Origin of the sequence: Haloarchaeobius lipolyticus, assembly GCF_051208015.1 — an archaeon.
In the GTDB taxonomy this organism is placed as follows: domain Archaea; phylum Halobacteriota; class Halobacteria; order Halobacteriales; family Natrialbaceae; genus Haloarchaeobius.
This window is the reverse complement of sequence record NZ_JBPKGF010000002.1, coordinates 222419-238193: the sequence shown is the minus strand read 5'-3', so window position 1 is coordinate 238193 and position 15775 is coordinate 222419. Positions and strand designations below refer to the sequence as shown.

General features: G+C 64.6%; 15 protein-coding genes. 6 read left to right on the top strand and 9 right to left on the bottom strand.

The window, feature by feature from the left end; all coding sequences use genetic code 11:
* Positions 1-11: 11 nt before the first annotated feature.
* Complete coding sequence (locus ACSC1Y_RS04195) at positions 12-773, bottom strand: helix-turn-helix transcriptional regulator (RefSeq protein WP_435333436.1); 762 nt, start codon at positions 771-773, stop codon at positions 12-14.
* A gap of 267 nt (positions 774-1040) precedes the next feature.
* On the bottom strand, positions 1041-1961 hold the full coding sequence (locus ACSC1Y_RS04190) for an HhH-GPD family protein (RefSeq protein WP_435333435.1): 921 nt from the start codon (positions 1959-1961) through the stop codon (positions 1041-1043).
* 173 nt (positions 1962-2134) lie between these two features.
* On the opposite strand from ACSC1Y_RS04190, the gene ACSC1Y_RS04185 reads away from it, so the two are divergent.
* Together ACSC1Y_RS04185 and ACSC1Y_RS04180 are read left to right on the top strand one after the other, a co-directional pair.
* Positions 2135-2446, top strand: a complete 312-nt coding sequence (locus ACSC1Y_RS04185; RefSeq protein ID WP_435333434.1) for a ribbon-helix-helix protein — start codon at positions 2135-2137, stop codon at positions 2444-2446.
* A gap of 180 nt (positions 2447-2626) precedes the next feature.
* On the top strand, positions 2627-3277 hold the full coding sequence (locus ACSC1Y_RS04180; RefSeq protein WP_435333433.1) for a dienelactone hydrolase family protein: 651 nt from the start codon (positions 2627-2629) through the stop codon (positions 3275-3277).
* A gap of 18 nt (positions 3278-3295) precedes the next feature.
* Here the strand turns inward: ACSC1Y_RS04180 and ACSC1Y_RS04175 are convergent, their stop codons facing one another.
* From ACSC1Y_RS04175 to ACSC1Y_RS04165, 3 genes are all read right to left on the bottom strand, one after another.
* Positions 3296-3700 (bottom strand): hypothetical protein, encoded by a 405-nt coding sequence (locus ACSC1Y_RS04175; protein WP_435333432.1) that lies wholly within the window; start codon positions 3698-3700, stop codon positions 3296-3298.
* 210 nt (positions 3701-3910) lie between these two features.
* A complete protein-coding gene (locus ACSC1Y_RS04170) occupies positions 3911-5284 on the bottom strand; it encodes an aminotransferase class III-fold pyridoxal phosphate-dependent enzyme (RefSeq protein ID WP_435333431.1) in 1374 nt (457 codons plus the stop codon).
* A 53-nt stretch (positions 5285-5337) separates the two neighbouring features.
* The gene (locus tag ACSC1Y_RS04165) at positions 5338-6639 is read right to left on the bottom strand and encodes an MgtC/SapB family protein (protein ID WP_435333430.1); all 1302 of its coding nucleotides are present in this window, start codon (positions 6637-6639) and stop codon (positions 5338-5340) included.
* A gap of 103 nt (positions 6640-6742) precedes the next feature.
* Between ACSC1Y_RS04165 and ACSC1Y_RS04160 the strand changes: the two genes are divergently transcribed.
* Positions 6743-7972, top strand: a complete 1230-nt coding sequence (locus ACSC1Y_RS04160; RefSeq protein WP_435333429.1) for an AI-2E family transporter — start codon at positions 6743-6745, stop codon at positions 7970-7972.
* Between the two features lie 5 nt (positions 7973-7977).
* On the opposite strand, the gene ACSC1Y_RS04155 is transcribed toward ACSC1Y_RS04160, so the two are convergent.
* Both ACSC1Y_RS04155 and ACSC1Y_RS04150 read right to left on the bottom strand, forming a co-directional pair.
* Positions 7978-8211 (bottom strand): hypothetical protein, encoded by a 234-nt coding sequence (locus ACSC1Y_RS04155; protein WP_435333428.1) that lies wholly within the window; start codon positions 8209-8211, stop codon positions 7978-7980.
* Between the two features lie 72 nt (positions 8212-8283).
* On the bottom strand, positions 8284-8565 hold the full coding sequence (locus ACSC1Y_RS04150; RefSeq protein ID WP_435333427.1) for a PadR family transcriptional regulator: 282 nt from the start codon (positions 8563-8565) through the stop codon (positions 8284-8286).
* A 215-nt stretch (positions 8566-8780) separates the two neighbouring features.
* On the opposite strand from ACSC1Y_RS04150, the gene ACSC1Y_RS04145 reads away from it, so the two are divergent.
* A complete protein-coding gene (locus tag ACSC1Y_RS04145) occupies positions 8781-9062 on the top strand; it encodes an amphi-Trp domain-containing protein (protein ID WP_435333426.1) in 282 nt (93 codons plus the stop codon).
* A gap of 320 nt (positions 9063-9382) precedes the next feature.
* On the opposite strand, the gene tbsP is transcribed toward ACSC1Y_RS04145, so the two are convergent.
* On the bottom strand, positions 9383-10201 hold the full coding sequence (gene tbsP, locus ACSC1Y_RS04140) for a transcriptional regulator TbsP (RefSeq protein WP_435333425.1): 819 nt from the start codon (positions 10199-10201) through the stop codon (positions 9383-9385).
* Positions 10202-10501: 300 nt separating this feature from the next.
* On the bottom strand, positions 10502-12562 hold the full coding sequence (locus ACSC1Y_RS04135; RefSeq protein ID WP_435333424.1) for a hypothetical protein: 2061 nt from the start codon (positions 12560-12562) through the stop codon (positions 10502-10504).
* A gap of 126 nt (positions 12563-12688) precedes the next feature.
* On the opposite strand from ACSC1Y_RS04135, the gene glyA reads away from it, so the two are divergent.
* On the top strand, positions 12689-13936 hold the full coding sequence (gene glyA, locus ACSC1Y_RS04130; RefSeq protein WP_435333423.1) for a serine hydroxymethyltransferase: 1248 nt from the start codon (positions 12689-12691) through the stop codon (positions 13934-13936).
* Positions 13937-14135: 199 nt separating this feature from the next.
* Positions 14136-15698 carry a methyl-accepting chemotaxis protein gene (locus ACSC1Y_RS04125; RefSeq protein ID WP_435333422.1) on the top strand — a complete coding sequence of 521 codons (1563 nt, stop codon included), beginning with the start codon at positions 14136-14138 and terminating at the stop codon, positions 15696-15698.
* The last annotated feature ends 77 nt before the right edge of the window (positions 15699-15775 follow it).

Below are 15775 nucleotides of genomic sequence, written 5' to 3'. Positions count from 1 at the left end.
GAACCAAAAAACTAGAGCTGGAACTCGGTGGACTGGTCACGGAACTGCTCGAAGCGGTTCATCGCCCACGCCACAGCCTCCTCGCGGGTGTTCCTGACGACGGCCTGGATGCCGTTGTCGGTGTAGATACTGAAGCTCGCCTCGAGCGTCCCATCGGCGTGCTCGACGACCATCACGCCGTGCGGTGGCAGCGAGGGAATCTCGTAGAAGGTGACCCACTCCGGCGTCGACTTCTCCATGTACTCCGCGTATGTGGTCGCCAGCTCGGTGAACACGTCCGGCGTGAAGACGAGCTCGACCGCCATGTTCGCCTGGTGGATACGCTCGTCGAAGGCTTCGACGTACGCCCCGTGTGCCGCCGGAGAGGCACCGCGAACCTGGACGGCGTCGGAGACGAGGTCGACGATCTCCTGGAGGGGTCGGTCCGGTGCGTGCATGTCGGCCCGCGTCACGTTCGCACCGATCAGCATCGCGGGGTCGACGAGGTCGCTCTGTGGCAGCAGTCCGAGAACGTCCGCGGTCTCGCAGATGGCCTCCATCGCCTGTTCGTACGTCTTGAACTGCGAGTAGGCGAGTTCGCCGACGACGGTCAGCTCGTACCCGTCGTTCCCACGTTCGACCAGTCCTGCGAGTTCGAGTTCGCGAATCGCCCTGTCTACGGTCGAGCGAGCAACGTCACACGTGTCCGCGAGCGCCGGCTTCTGGTGCGGTGCATCCGCTAGCGCTGCCAGGAACCCCCGACGCTTCGCCACCGCCGACATCGTTTCGTCCATACCGCTACCACCCATACCACCTACGAGCAGTCCAGTTGACATACTGTTTGTGGTACATGTGCGGTAAGGTCGAGCCTCCCTATAACGGCGCTAACGTCCTTGTATCGGGCCTCTGATGGCGATTCGTGATGAGGGAACGGTCGTCGTGTGGTCGGATGGTCACTGGAGGTGAGGGTGACCATCTCGTCTCGACGTTCCAGCGGGAAGCGCCTCGCTTGGTTCGGGCTCACGCTACTGGCGGAAGACGCTGACCTCGCCGTCGCAGAACTACGACAGCCGGACGACAGCCTCGCCGTCGCGTTCGTCGACCGCGACGAGTCCGTCGTCGGTGAGGTCTGCGAGGAGTCCCCTGAGCCACTCCCGCCCGTACTCGCCGTCGGGAGAGTAGTCGACGCGTATCTGGTGGCCGAGCGTGTCGAGCGGAACCTCGTCGCGCTCGTTCAGTACGCTGACGACCCGGCCGCGGAACTGTCGCCGGCTCCCCTCGAAGCTCGGCTGGGTCGGGACGTCGGGGGCGGTGAAGTCGCCGGTCTCGTAGGCGTGACACCACGTCCGCCAGGGGCAGCCCGCCTCGTCACAGCTCGGCGTCTTCTCGCAGGCGACGCCGCCGAGTTCCATGATGGCGTTGTTCCAGACCCTGGACTCGCCCTCGGGCATCAGCTCGCTCGCGGCCCGTTCGAAGACCGCGTCGTCATCCGGGGCATCGAAGGCGCGGTACAGCACGCGTTTGACGTTCGTGTCGACCACCGCGTCACCGTTGTTGAAGGCGAAGCTGGCCACCGCGTTGGCCGTATAGGGTCCGACACCCATCAGCTCCTGGAGTTCGTCGGGCGACTCGGGGAACGAACCGTCGTACTCCTCGACCACCTGTCGGGCGGCCTCGTGGAGGTACTTCGCACGGTTGTTGTAGCCCAGCGAGTGCTCGGTCCAGAAGCCGACGACGTCGGCCCGGTCGGCCGCTGCGAGGTCCGCGACGGTGGGCCACTCCTCGAGGAAGTCGTGCCAGGCGGCCTCGACCCGCTCCAGCTGGGTCTGCTGGCTCATCACCTCCGAGACGAGGATGGGGTAGGCGTCGTCGGTCCGCCGCCACGGGAAGTCGCGATGGTCGGCCTCGTACCACTCGACCAGTGCGTCGCGCACCGCGTCGAGGTCTGCAACCGGGAACGTCCACTCCTCACCCGCTGTCATTGCTGGCTCCTCCGGGTCGATGGCCTTTGAACGTGCTGCTTCGGGACCGACCGTGGTGCCGTTTCCGGCGTGGTCGAGACGCGACCATCAGCCGATAGAACGGGACTGTGAGGCCACAGAACCCCCATTTCCGGGGCATAACCAACTTTAGCGATAGTGACTTTCTATCAGGTATGAACGACGTCAACGACCTCGGCGATCTCCAGACCGACCTCGAACGGACCGCGTCCGAACTCGCCGGCTATCAGGCCGATCTGGACCGCCAGACCCGTCAGGAGCTCGCCATGCTCGTCACCGGTCTCGGGGCCGACGCGAACGACCTCGTCCAGCGTGCGGTCCACCAGCTGTTCGAGACGACGATCCGCAACGGTACACTCGATTTCCACCTCCGGGCCGAGTACGACCTCACTTACGACGAGTACCTGAGCGGGATGTCCTACAGCGAGATGTCCCCGCCGGGCGGATTCCAGCCGGGCCCCCGCTGAGCGCCACGGCCGGCGAGGAGTGTCGCTCGGCGCGACGACCCTTTTCCACGTGGTCGAGCACGTGTACTCCCTGTTGAATCCACCTCCCCGCTGTCAGCCGTCGAGACGGTCACGAGACGGTAATGAGTGGGTTGGTCGGTCATGGCTTCGGTTGAAGCCTCGCACGCGCGAAGTAGCTATATGACTGGGGCACAGAAGCGGTTCGTCGACGTACCGGTCGGTGGAGTGACCCTTCAGGGCGAGCTACAGGTCCCGGCGGATGCGAGTGGGACCGTCGTGTTCGCCCACGGGAGTGGCAGCAGTCGGCTGAGTCCGCGCAACAACGCGGTCGCCGAGACGCTTCGCGAGGAGGGGTTCGGAACGTTCCTGTTCGACCTGCTCACGCCAGAGGAAGACCTCGACCGGGCACTGCGGTTCGACGTCGAACTCCTTCGGGAACGGCTGGTCGCTGCGACCGAGGTTCTGGGTGAGACGGACGAGAGTGCCGAGCTCCCGGTCGGGTACTTCGGCGCGAGCACCGGGGCGGCTGCCGCGCTCCGCGCCTCCATCGGCCGGACGGATGTCGCGGCGGTCGTCTGCCGCGGTGGACGGGTGGACCTCGCGAGCGACGTGTTCGGCCAGGTGACAAGCCCCACGCTCCTCGTGGTCGGCGGCGACGATGACCAGATACTGGAGCTGAACAAGCAGGCGTTCGAGCGGCTCACCTGCGAGAAGGAGCTGGCAGTCGTTCCCAGGGCGGGTCACCTGTTCGAGCGTCCGGGCGCGCTGAACGAGGTCACCGCTCTCGCGGTCGAGTGGTACGGCCGGCACTTCGCTCGTATCGCCGCCTGAACGGCATCTCCGCTGGAGTTACGCTTCACACCGTGATTCGGCTGTGACGTACGGCGTCCCGTCACGGACGCCGACGCGGGTCACGAACCGTTCTTTCGTACAGGTCGACGGGTCCCACCGCCCTGCGGACGCGAACCTGGCAGACTCGACGCGAGCCTCGAACGGGCCGCCCGAGCTGTCGAACCGGAACGACTTGCTCGTATTCGCCGGGACGACCGTCTCCGGCCATTCGTCGACGGGAGAGTCGGAGTCGTCGAGGAGGACGACCGTCACCGTCTGGTCCTCCTCGCCCTCGTTGACGACGTCGACGAAGAGCGTTCCCGATGGATCGCCGCCGAGATTCGCGGAGAACGTGCAGCCGGCGAGAACCGTGGTTCCGGCGACCGAGATGGCGCTCAGAAGCTGTCTTCGGGAGAGAGTCATACGATACCTATCGCTGGCTGAGAGTATCAACCCGCTGTGACACCGGCGTAGCAGTGAGGAGAGCGGTCGTCGGTCCCGTCCGTCGAGGAGGTGTCTTCCGTAGTCGAGGAGGTGTCTTCCGCAGTCGAGGAGGTGTCTTCCGTAGTCGAGGAGGTGTCTTCCGCAGTCGAGGAGGTGTCTTCCGTAGTCGAGGAGGTGTCTTCCGTCCGACTACGAGGCGTCGCTCGAGTCGGTCGTCGTCATCGGTGCCGACCGTTCTGCCGACTCGATGGCGTCGAGGAAGATGTCGACACCGATGTCTATCTCGCGCTCGGTCACGTCGAGCGGCGGGAGCAGACGGAGGCTCTTGTAGCCACAGCCGAGCGTCAGCAGGCCGCGGCCGAGTGCCTGTTTGATGACCTCCTCGCGGCGGTCCTTGGTGTCGAACTCGACGGCGAACATCAGGCCGCGGCCGCGGATGTCGACGACGGAGTCCATGTCGGCGTCGGCGATGGTCTCCCACAGCTGGCGGCCGCGCTCGGTCGCGTTGTCGAGCAGGTCGTACTCGTGGATGGCGTCGATGGTCGCGACGCCCTGTGCGGCGGAGATGATGTCGCCGGCACCCCAGGTCGAGGAGAGACGCCCCGTCTCCTCGGGGAAGACGTCGGCGCGTGAGATGGTCGCACCGACGCGCAGTCCCTTCGCGCTGGTGATGACGTCGGGCGTGAGTTCGAGGTGGTCGCTGCCCCACATCTTGCCCGTTCGGCCCATCCCGGCCTGGATCTCGTCTGCGATGACGTAGATACCGTGTTCGCGGCGGATGGTCTCGATGTCGTCGATGAAGCCCTCGTGGGGGACGCGGTAGCCACCTTCGCCCTGGACGGGCTCGAGGATGAGGTAGGCGACCTCAGCCGGGTCGATGACGCCCACCTTCTCGTGGAGCTTGTCGGCGAGGACGTTGCCACCGGGGCCGTCCGTCCGCCACTTCTCGCGATAGTCCGTCTCGGTCGAGATGTAGGGGACGGAGATGATGCCGGGAACCTCGGGGTAGCCCTTCCGGTGGACGACCTTCGAGCGGTTGAGCGAGAGCGCGCCGAGCGTTCGGCCGTGGAAGGCACCGTCGAAGCAGACGCCGCGGTGACCCCGGCGGTTGTAGCAGATCTTGATGGCGTTCTCGACGGCTTCCGCGCCGGAGTTAGAGAGGAAGACGCGGTCCATATCGTAGTGGTCGGTCGCGTCGATGAGGCGGTCCATCAGCTGGGTCGGCGACGGGATGTCGGGGTCCTCCGGCGGCCAGCCACCGCTGGCGTAGAAGTCCTGCCCTGCGATCTTGACGGGGTCGAGAAGTTCGAGAGACTCCAGCTTGTCCATCACCTTCGGGTTGTTGTACCCGAGGGGTGCGGCTGCGACGTGGCTCGTGAAATCGAGGAGGACGTTGCCGTCGACGTCGGTACAGAACGGTCCCTCAGCGTCGGCGGTGATGTCCCAGACGAAGTCGTAGACGTACGTGCTGGGGGCGGCGAACTGGTGGTGGTACTCCGCCCACTCCTGCGCTTTCGGCCCGGGCATGGTGTCTACCCGCGGTTCGGCCGTATCTCGGTCCATGCAGACCTGTTGGGAAAGCCCCCCTTTAATACTCTCGTTGTTTGCCGCAATTACTACGAGAGGACCACGAGCGCCGTCGAGAGGCTCCCGACGACCACGAGCACGCCGCTGTAGATTGCGACTCGGCGGACGAAGTCCTCGTTCGGGCTGGCGGCCGCGAGGCCGGCCTTGACGAGGACCGACGACCCGGTCGCGAGGAGGACGGCGAGGACGGTGGTGTTCGCGTCGAGCGTCCCACCGCGGAACAGCAGGACGGCCGAGGTCGTCGCACCGGCGCTGGAGACGAGCCCGGAGATGAGCGCCGTCGCGAGGAACCCGGCGGCGCCGAACTGTGCCTCGGCGATGGCACCGATGACGAGGACGGCGAGGAACATCAGGCCGAAGCCGAGCGCGTACCGGAGTGAGAACGGGCTGTCGAGTTCGAGGTCGACCGACTTCGTCCAGTCGGCGGTGAACCAGGCGACGACGATGGAGGCGAGGATGATGGCGACCAACGGGACGGTCGCGGTGAGGAGGAAGTCGCGCGAGAGGGTGAACGCGACCACGATGAGCATGTTCCGGAGCGCCATGGCGGCGTCGGCGAGGATGATGGCCGCGACGGCGTACGAGACGGCGTCGGCGTTCTGTCGAACCTGGTCGAGCATCGTCCCGACGACGGCCGTCGAGGAGGCGAGTCCGCCGAAGAAGCCGGTGACGGCTATCCCGCGACCGCCGTAGGTCAGGACGATGATGTAGTTGACGATGCCGATGGCCGCGACGGTCACGACCATCAGCCAGACGACCTGCGGTTCGATGGTGATGGTCTCACCCTGGAACCCCGGGATGGGGTACTCCTGTTCACCGGCCGGTAACAGTGGGTAGACGACGAACGCGAGGATGGCGAACTCCGCTCCCGAGCGGACCTCCTCGCGGGAGAGGTTGTCCGCGAACGAGTGAAGTTCGCGTTTGAGGACGAGCACCGTCGACGACAGGACGGCGACGGTCACCCCCTCGATGATGAAGTCGTTCGCGACGAGAATCCCGATGCTGTATGCGAGGAGCATCGAGACCGAGGTGGTGAGTGCGAGCGTGTTCTTCTCGTCCCCGAGAAGCCCGTTCACGCCCAGCATGATTCCCTGTGCGACCACGAGGAGCCCGCCGACGACGAGTAACAGTTCGCCGTGGTCCGTCTCGGCGGCGAGGATGGCGAAGACGGAACCGACCGTACTGATGAGCGCGAACGTCCGGATGCCGGCGGCCTTCTGCGACCACTCTCGCTCGAGGCCGAGGAACAGCCCCAGGGCAGCGGCTAGAAGTATCCGCGCCACTTCGAAGTCCAAGGACGAGGTTGCCCACTGCTGAAGTACGACGTCCACGGTGTTCGTTTCGTACGGTGACATATAAAAGACCGGCCGAATCGGACGTTGAGGCTCTCACGTCCACGACAGGTTTTTCACGGTTCCGCGCGCCTGCACGCATATGCTCGGTGGGTTCGATATCGACAGGTCGCGTGCGCCGTGGTGGGGGCTCGCGTTCCTCCTGGGGGGTGCGCTGTTGTTCGTCGTCTACTCGTTCATCGGGACGTTCGTGTTCGGAATCTTCATCTACTACTCGACCCGTCCCGTCTACTCCCGCCTGAAGCGGCGCATCCGGCCGCCCAGCCTCGCCGCAACGGTCGCGATATTCACGTTGGCGCTTCCGTTCTTGCTCCTGTTCGCCTACGCACTCGCGATCGGGCTGCAGGAGCTCAACACGTTCACCGAGGCGCTGCAGGCCGAGAACGGTGACATCGGTCAGATACAGGCGTTGCTCGAACCGTACTTCAAGCTGTCAGAAGGAATCAAGAATCCTCAGGACCTGCTCACCGACCAGGAGGGCATCTCAGTCATCGCCGACCTCCTGACCCAGAGTCAGCGTTTCCTCGGCATCGTCGGGACCGGTGCGCTCCACCTGTTCATCATGATCGCCCTCGCGTTCTACCTGCTCAGGGACGGCCACCGACTGTCGCGCTGGTTCCGCGGCACCTTCGGCGACGAACGCGGCGTGCTCGGCGCGTATCTCGACGCGGTCGACCGCGACTTCCGGAACATCTTCTTCGGGAACATCCTGAACGCCATCCTCACCGGGGTCATCGGCGCGCTCTCGTACAGCGTGCTCAACGTTTACGCGCCCGAAGGCCTTGCGATACCCTACGCGGCACTGGTCGGCCTGCTCGCCGGTGCTGCGAGTCTCATCCCCGTCGTCGGCATGAAACTGGTCTACTTTCCGGTCGCGGCGTTCATGTTCTACGAGACGGCACAGGCCGACGCCTCGGGACAGTTCTGGTTCCCCATCCTGTTCGTCGCCGTCTCGTTCGTCATCGTCGACGTCATCCCCGACCTCGTGTTACGGCCGTACGTCTCCGGGCGGAATCTCCACGTGGGAGCCGTGATGTTCGCGTACATCTTCGGGCCGCTCATGTTCGGCTGGTACGGTATCTTCCTCGGCCCGATGTTGCTCGTCTGCTCTGTCCACTTCGCCAGACTCGTCCTCCCTGAGCTGCTCCACAGCGAGACGCTCCAACCCTATGCGGTCGACCCCACGTACTTCACCTCGCCCGAGCACGGCGCGAACGTCGACGAGGTAGAGCCCCCGGTCGACGTCGAAGAGGAACTCGTCCTGGCCGAGGACGACGAGCCGACGGGGGACGAGGGGCAGGACGCGGCGTAGTACCCTCACTCCAGCCGTTCACCGTCTCGCGGACAGTACTCGAACCCGTCGTCGGCCGTCTCGAATCCACAGACGGGACAGCGACGGACGGGTGCTCCGTCGCCCCCTCGTCCGAGGACGAACGGTACCAGTGGAAGGAACAGGAACACGGCGAGCGTGTCGAACACCACCCACAGGACGACGGTTATGGCGACACTCAGGAGGAGTCCAAGCGCGAGGAGCGTCTTGCGCGATGGCATCTGCTCGACGTACGTGGGCGGTGAAAGAAAATCGTTCGCTCGGCTCCCCCCGTGGGGACGGTCTGACTCAGTTCAGGCTTCTGCGCTGAGGTACTGTCCTTCCCACTCGCTCCGGGCCTCGATCTCTCGACGGCCACGGCGGGTCAGGACGTAGAAGTTCGTCCGCCGGTCACGCTGGCCCTTCTCGATGAGGCCCTTGTCGACGAGCGTGTCGAGGTTGGGGTACAGCCGACCGTGGTGGATCTCCTTCTCGTAGTACTGCTCCAGCTCTTCTTTGATAGCCAGTCCATGCGGCTCTTCTTTCCCTGCGATTACATACAATAAGTCTCGCTGGAATCCTGTCAAGTCGTACATTGGAAATGTCCTGTTGAGATTTGGCCATGGGGTGAAATAAACGTGTCGGCCCGAGTATTTAAAAAGAACTGCTTGATAAACCTGATTCCGGTAACCATTGGTTAGCAACCGCCTCGCTTGTGTAGGGGGATACACTTGCGATTCTGTCATGTATGTTTGCCGTTCATGTTCGTTCGCTGCTGGTCTTTATGTCCACCGGCCACGTACATCGGACGATGCCAGAAGAAGTGTTGTTCAAAACCGAATCGCGGAAGAGCCGAGCTGACATCGCAGCGCTGCTCCGAACTGTCGCGGACAAACTGGAAGCAGGCGACTCGATAACGCTGTCTGCGGGCGATCAGTCCGTGACGCTCGACCCCCCGGCCCAGCCCACGTTCGAGATAAAAGCAGAACGAGAGACCTCCCGCGGTGCGACCGAGGGTGAACTCAGCGTGGAGTTCGAACTCGAGTGGGACGAGCGAGACGAAGGCGGCGACGCCGACGTCAGTGTCGAGTGAGACGGGACAGCGGCTGCGGAGAGACTCTTCTTTCGACGGACGGGTTCCAGTAATCGGTACGTAGAGACTCGTCGCTGGTGGTTCTGTATCGAAACAGGAAAGCGGAGCACGCGGGGGAAATAGTGCCCGCGTGCCCGCTTGCCGCCCTGAATTGGTCCCCGCTGACGCTTCGGCCCTCCAGACGAAGCGTCACCTGAAACATACTGCTGGTATGTCTTAAAGGTACCGACCGAGGAAGTCGTGTCGTGGTTCTGTGGCGGTCTCGGCAGATCGAGCGACGGCGCTGCTGGTTCGAGCGAGGGACGGAGAGAGAAACCGGTTCAGTTGAGAATCGACTGTGCGACGGTCGCGAGCTGTCCGTTGTCGGCGGTGCGCAGGCGCTCGTCGCCGATCTTGAGGCGAAGTCGCGGGCGGCCGACGTCGATGGGGACCTTCTCGGTATCGATGAGGCCCATGTCCTCGAGCTTCGTCTTCGTGCGGGAGAAGGTGGCCTTCGACGCGATGCCGACGTCCTCGCCCCACTTGCTGATGTCGTACAGGAGCGCCTCGTTCTTCGCGGCGACCAGCAGCGAGATGGTGACCTCGTCGAGCCCCTCGCCGTCACCGCGGGCGGTCTCGAGCGAGTTGAGGATGTTCGTGAAGTCCTGCTCCGCCTCGGGGGAGATGTCCGATTCGAGCGTCTCGCGGACGCGGCTGATCGGGGGCGTCCGGAGCTTGAACGAGGAGGCGTCAGCCCATTCAGCCTCGTAGGCGTCGTACGCGGTGCTGACGAACTCCTCGTCGTCGGTGGTCAGGCCGCCGACGCGGTTGCCGGCGGTGACGAGCGCTACGACGCTCTCTTCCGTGATGAGGAGCGAGTTCTCGGGCGTCTCCGCGACGGTGCGAAGCTCGAGTGCTTCCTGGTCGATGAGGTCCGCTGCGTTCGAGGCGACGATGAAGTCGTCCATGACGTCCTTGAGGGTCCGCTCGTCGGCGAGCATCCGGACCGCCGGAAGGTCGCCATCGAACGCCGTCGCGACGCGGACGAACTCTTCGATGGCGTCGGCGGACGGGTTGACCACGAGGAGCGTCCCGGACGAGGTTTCGAGGACGCTCTCGAGGATATCGTCAATCTGCCTGTCTAGTAAATTCGAAGTCATGCCTATACACAACAAAACGCCGGATAGATACTTAATTTTATTGGCTTCAGTATACTCAAATCTTGCCGTATGCGCGTTGAATCCGCCCGGATTCGGCCGAGCAGAAGTGAACGTTTCATCCAGAAACTATAAGGTATCTTCCCGTGGACTGTGTGAACAACTACTCATGGGGACGGGTAACATACACGACCAGGGCTCGACGGAAGCGCCAGCGAAGGAGAAAGGAAGCAGCCCGTACACCGGGCCATGAACCTGTAGACCGGCCCCTGAAGCGGAATCGGCTGCACGGCACGACTCTTCTCACAGACGTGCGGCCAGGTCGTCGGACCAGTAGAACTCCCCGTCGTAGATGACACAGCTGTCGGCCCGTTCGAGGAAGTCGACGAGCGACGTCCGGCTCAGGACGAACTCGGACTGGTTCCCGCACAGGTAGGAGAACTCGTTCTCGTCGACGTACGGCTGGTAGTAGCTCCCGGCGTGTTGGAGCGAGAACTGGTCGAACGAGAGGTGATACCGGTCCTCGTCGAGCAGTCGGACCTCCGCAGTCGTCGGAATCCGGTTGGTCGTCTGCGCGAGCGCGTGGGTCCCGTCGCCGACGACCGCGTAGTCCTTGCCCATCATGATGCGCCGCCGTGCGATTCTGAGGGCCCGTTCGAACGAGAAGCCGTGGATGAGCAGCCGAGCGAAGGCGGAGCCGACCTTCACCGCGTGGTCGTTGAGGACCTGCGTGAACGTCACGCCGCCGGTGACCGCACCCCGTTCGACCAGCCCCATCCCCTCGTGGAACGAGCCGCACGCGTTCAGGAAGAACGTCTGGGTGTTGCACTTGGCGAGCGACCTGGTCGAGAGGTAGCCGTCGGGACAGCGAAGACCGGCCTCCTCGCAGTGGCCGATGTAGTGGACGAAGTCGTTGTCGGCTTCGAAGACGCGGGCCAGCTCGGCCGTAGAGAGGTCGTCGCGGACGTCGACGGAGAGCGGGAGGTCCTCGCTCCGTTCGTGGTATATCGCCGCGACGTCCGCCTGTTCGGTGTCCATCTCGCTGTCGTTGAGGACGACGGTCACCCGTGCCGTCTCCCGGCCGTGGTCGAGGAACGCGAGTCGGTTCTGGTACGCCACCGGCGTCGACTTGAACACGTCGATTGGGACCCCGTCCGCGAGCCAGCCGTGGACGCGCCCGCCGCGCAACTCGGGTTTCACCACGTCGACCGAGGCGACCTGTCCGGGGCCCTTCCTGGAGCCACCCCGATAGAAGTCGTCGAGCGACCGCTTGACGAGCTCTGCACCTTCTAGCTCCGAGGTTCTGGGCGGGTACACGAGCGCGAGCGAGTCCAGCAGGAAGGGGAGCGTCTGCACCATCGACGGCTCCGGGTCGACGTACATCGACAGGTGCCAGTCCGGGAGCCGGTGCTCGATCGCTGCCTGCGGGACCGACAGGTACGTCTCCAGTCGGTCGACGGGGGAGCCGTGGTACAGTCGGTCGGCGTCGAGGTCGAGCGCGTGAAGCAGGTTCTGTTCTGCCAGCGCGGTCCCGTACGGTCCCGCGTTTCGGACCAGACAGTCGAGGAAGAACACCTTCCGGAGGAGGGCTGCGGCCGTCCGTTCGAGCGCGGGAAGGGAGCCCAGGTCGTGTCTGATACCGGCGCCGGGAGCACAGAGCATCGGTGCGTCGAGGGAGTCGACGACCTCGACGTCCGCCTGCAGGTAGTACGCGAGGGGTGCGGTGACGAACAGTTCCGGGAACGACGGCGGGACGAGCAGTTCGATACCGACGTCGGGCGTGGCTCTCGCGATGGCGTCGGGAATCTCCACCGCGTCACCGGTCTCGACGAGCGGTGGGTGACCCCGGAGCGTCGGATAGGTCCGGTTCGGACCGTCGGTCCGGTGGGCCGAGGAGAGGTGCGAGAGTGCGGTCGCGACGCCCCGAGGAGTCGGTGGCACGGTGAGAGTCCCCGGCGGGTGGTCGCTCCGGCTCCGGAACCCGAGCGTGACGACGGTCGATGGTGGGAAGGAGACGACGACCTCCTCGAAGTCACCCGTCCGAGAGAGCGTCACGGGCCCCTCGACCAGCAGGTACGTCTTGATTCGAGCGTCGAGGTCGACGACGTACTCATCCGCCGGGAGTTCGAGCCGGTCGACGTCGTTCTCGAACCGGAACGTCTCGTCGCTGGTGAGCGAGGTGGCGTAGACGACGCAGATGGGGAACCGAAGCTCCCTCACCGAGCAGTCGAGCGTGGTGTCGACCGGTCGCGGGAGCGTGGTCTCCCCACCGACGACGGAGAACCGGGGAGCGGAGAGGGTGAGCTCGGCGGTACCCGGGTCGACCACCCGGAGCTCGTCCTGCCTCTCCTCCCACTCTATCATTCGAATTGGTAGATACCACCAGTGACAGTTCAATGTATCGGGCGGGGGTGCGTCTCGCCATAGCAGGCACCGTCACGTTTCCCCGAAGAGGGTACACTTATGAAGTGACCGACCGGCCAATCCAGTATGGAGTACGAGCACGTTCGGGCGGTCGACCCCGACATCGCAGACGCGCTGGAAGACGAGGTGACGCGGCAGGAGGAGACGCTCGCGATGATCGCGAGCGAGAACCACGTCTCGAAGGCGGTGCTGGAGGCCCAGAGTTCGGTCCTTACGAACAAGTACGCCGAGGGCTATCCGGGCAAGCGCTACTACGGCGGCTGTGCGAACGCCGACGCCGTCGAGGAGAAGGCCATCGAGTACGCGAAAGAGCTGTGGGGTGCAGACCACGTCAACGTCCAGCCTCACTCCGGTTCGTCGGCGAACATGGGGGTCTACCTCGCGGTACTCGACCCCGGCGACAAGATCCTCTCGCTCGACCTGACTCACGGTGGTCACCTGAGCCACGGGCACCCGGCGAACTTCACCGGCCAGACCTACGAGGTCGAGCAGTACGAGGTCGACCCGGAGACGGGGCGCATCGACTACGACGAGGTACGCGCGCACGCAGAGGAGTTCGAACCGGACATCATCGTCTCGGGCTACTCAGCGTACCCGCGCGACGTGGACTGGGAAGCCATCCAGGAGGCAGCCGACGCGGTCGACGCACTCCACCTCGCCGATATCGCCCATATCACCGGTCTCGTCGCGGCTGGCGTCCACTCCTCGCCGGTCGGCGTCGCCGACTTCGTCACGGGGAGTACGCACAAGACCATCCGCGCCGGCCGCGGTGGTATCATCATGTGCGACGAGGAGTACGCCTCGGACATCGACAAGGCGGTCTTCCCCGGCACGCAGGGAGGTCCCCTCATGCACAACGTCGCCGGCAAGGCCGTCGGCTTCAAGGAGGCGCTCCAGCCGGAGTTCACCGAGTACGCCGAACAGACGGTCGCCAACGCGAAGGTCCTCGGCGAGGAGCTCGCCGACCACGGCTTCGAACTCGTCTCCGGCGGCACCGACAACCACCTCGTGCTCGTCGACCTGCGCCCCTCGCACCCGGACACGACGGGCGGCGACGCAGAAGAGGCACTCGAGGACGTCGGTATCGTCCTGAACGGGAACACCGTCCCGGGCGAGACGCGCTCTGCGTTCAACCCCTCGGGCATCCGCGCCGGGACGCCCGCCCTCACGACGCGTGGCTTCGACGAGGAGGACATGCGCGTCGTCGCTGACTGCATCGCTCGCGTCATCGACCACCCGGAAGACACCGACGTGAAGGCGGACGTGGCCGAGACGGTCGCCGACCTCTGCGACGCGAACCCGCTCTACCGGTAGGCCCACTCACCGTCAGCCATAACCGAGACGGTCACGCCTGCTGACGTATTCAGTTAGCGGAAATACGGGGAAGAGGCAACGTACCAGAATCGACTTTTAGCCCGATAGGCGGGCTGTACTAACTGTTCTCGCGGAGTAGGGCTTTGGTTGTCATGCGCACACGTCTTGTGCTAGCAACCAGAACGATTGGGTAGTCAATATGTTCGGGGGGACATCAATTCGACTACCAGCGATATCGATAACGGACCACTTCAGGAACAGTCTGGAACTCCAGTTGACGGTCGGGGTCGGGGTCATCGGCCTTCTCGGCGGGTCAATCTCGGTCTACCTCTTCGTAGAGACGGCCAACTACTCGTTGTTCGTCCTCGGGCTGGCGACGACGGTCGGCGTCATGAGCTCGCTCGGTCTCGGCACTCTCTCACAGTTCGTGGAGGTGCAGGCGCTCACGGAGAAGGCGAAGGAGATAGAGGGGGGCGATTTCGACGTCGACCTCTCCTCGAACCGGAACGACGAGATCGGCGAGCTGTACGACTCCATCGGCGCGATGCGCGACGAACTGCGGGCGACTATCGAACGGGCGGACCAGGCCCGCGCCGACGCCGAAGCGGCCAGAGAGATGGTCCAGGCGATGAACACCCAACTCGAGGACACGGCCGCCACGTACGGGGAGACGATGAAGGACTGTGCAGACGGCGACCTCTCCCAGCGATTGTCGACCGAGGCGACCGAAAGCGAAGCGATGCGTACGGTCGCACGCTCGTTCAACGCGATGCTCGACGAACTCGAGCCGGCACACGCGGAGGCGCAGGCGTTCGCCCAGACCGTCGCGCAGGCGAGCACGAGCGCGTCCGACCAGGCGGCGGAGGTCGCTCGCCGGAGCGACGAGGTCACTCAAACCATCGACCGCATCGAGGCGGGTGCTCGCACGCAGACCGCCAGACTCGACGACGTCACCCGAGAGATGCGCGAACTGACCACGACCATCGACCAGATATCGGCGACGACAGAGCGGGTCGCAGAGCAGTCCCGTGACGCCGTCGGCGCGAGCGACGAGGGGAGAGAAGCCATCGTGGAGGTCGCCACCGCGATGCGTGACATCCGCGAGAGTACCCGACAGGCGGCGACCGACGTGATGGCCCTGCACTCTCAGATAGAGCGGATAGAGGAGACCACGGGCGCCATCTCGGACATCGCCTCGGAGACGAACGTCCTCGCGCTGAACGCCAACATCGAGGCGTCGAAGGCGAACAGTGATGCCGCGTCGAACCAGGGTTTCGGCGTGGTCGCACGTGAGGTCAAGGAGCTCTCCGCGGAGTCGAAGAAACGGGCGACCGAGATCGGCGAGGTCGTCGAGGAGGTGAAAGCGGACACCTCGACCGTCGTCTCCGACATCAAACAGATGACGGCGGACGTTGCACGAGGACTCCAGACCGTCGAGAGGAGCATCGAAGCCCTCTCCGCCGTCGAGGAACACGCCGAGGCCGTCGACGACGGTATCCAGCGGATATCGGCCGCGACGGAGCAGCAAGCGAACTCGACGGAGGCGGTGCGCTCGAAGGTGGACGAGGTGGCCAACATCAGCCACCGGACGGCAGACGGGACCGACCAGGTCGCCGCGGCGGCGAACCACCAGCTCGCGTCCATCGCGAACGTGCGCCGGACGAGCGACCTGCTCGCGGAACGCTCGCGGGACCTCTGCGACCTGCTCGACCGGTTCGAGGCCCGTTCGGAACAACAGGTTACCATCTCCCGAACCGAATGAGCGGGGGTCGATACGGTTGGCTGAGCATAGGCGAAGGGAACCATCTCGTCGCGAACCGGCCGCGACAGGCCGAGAGT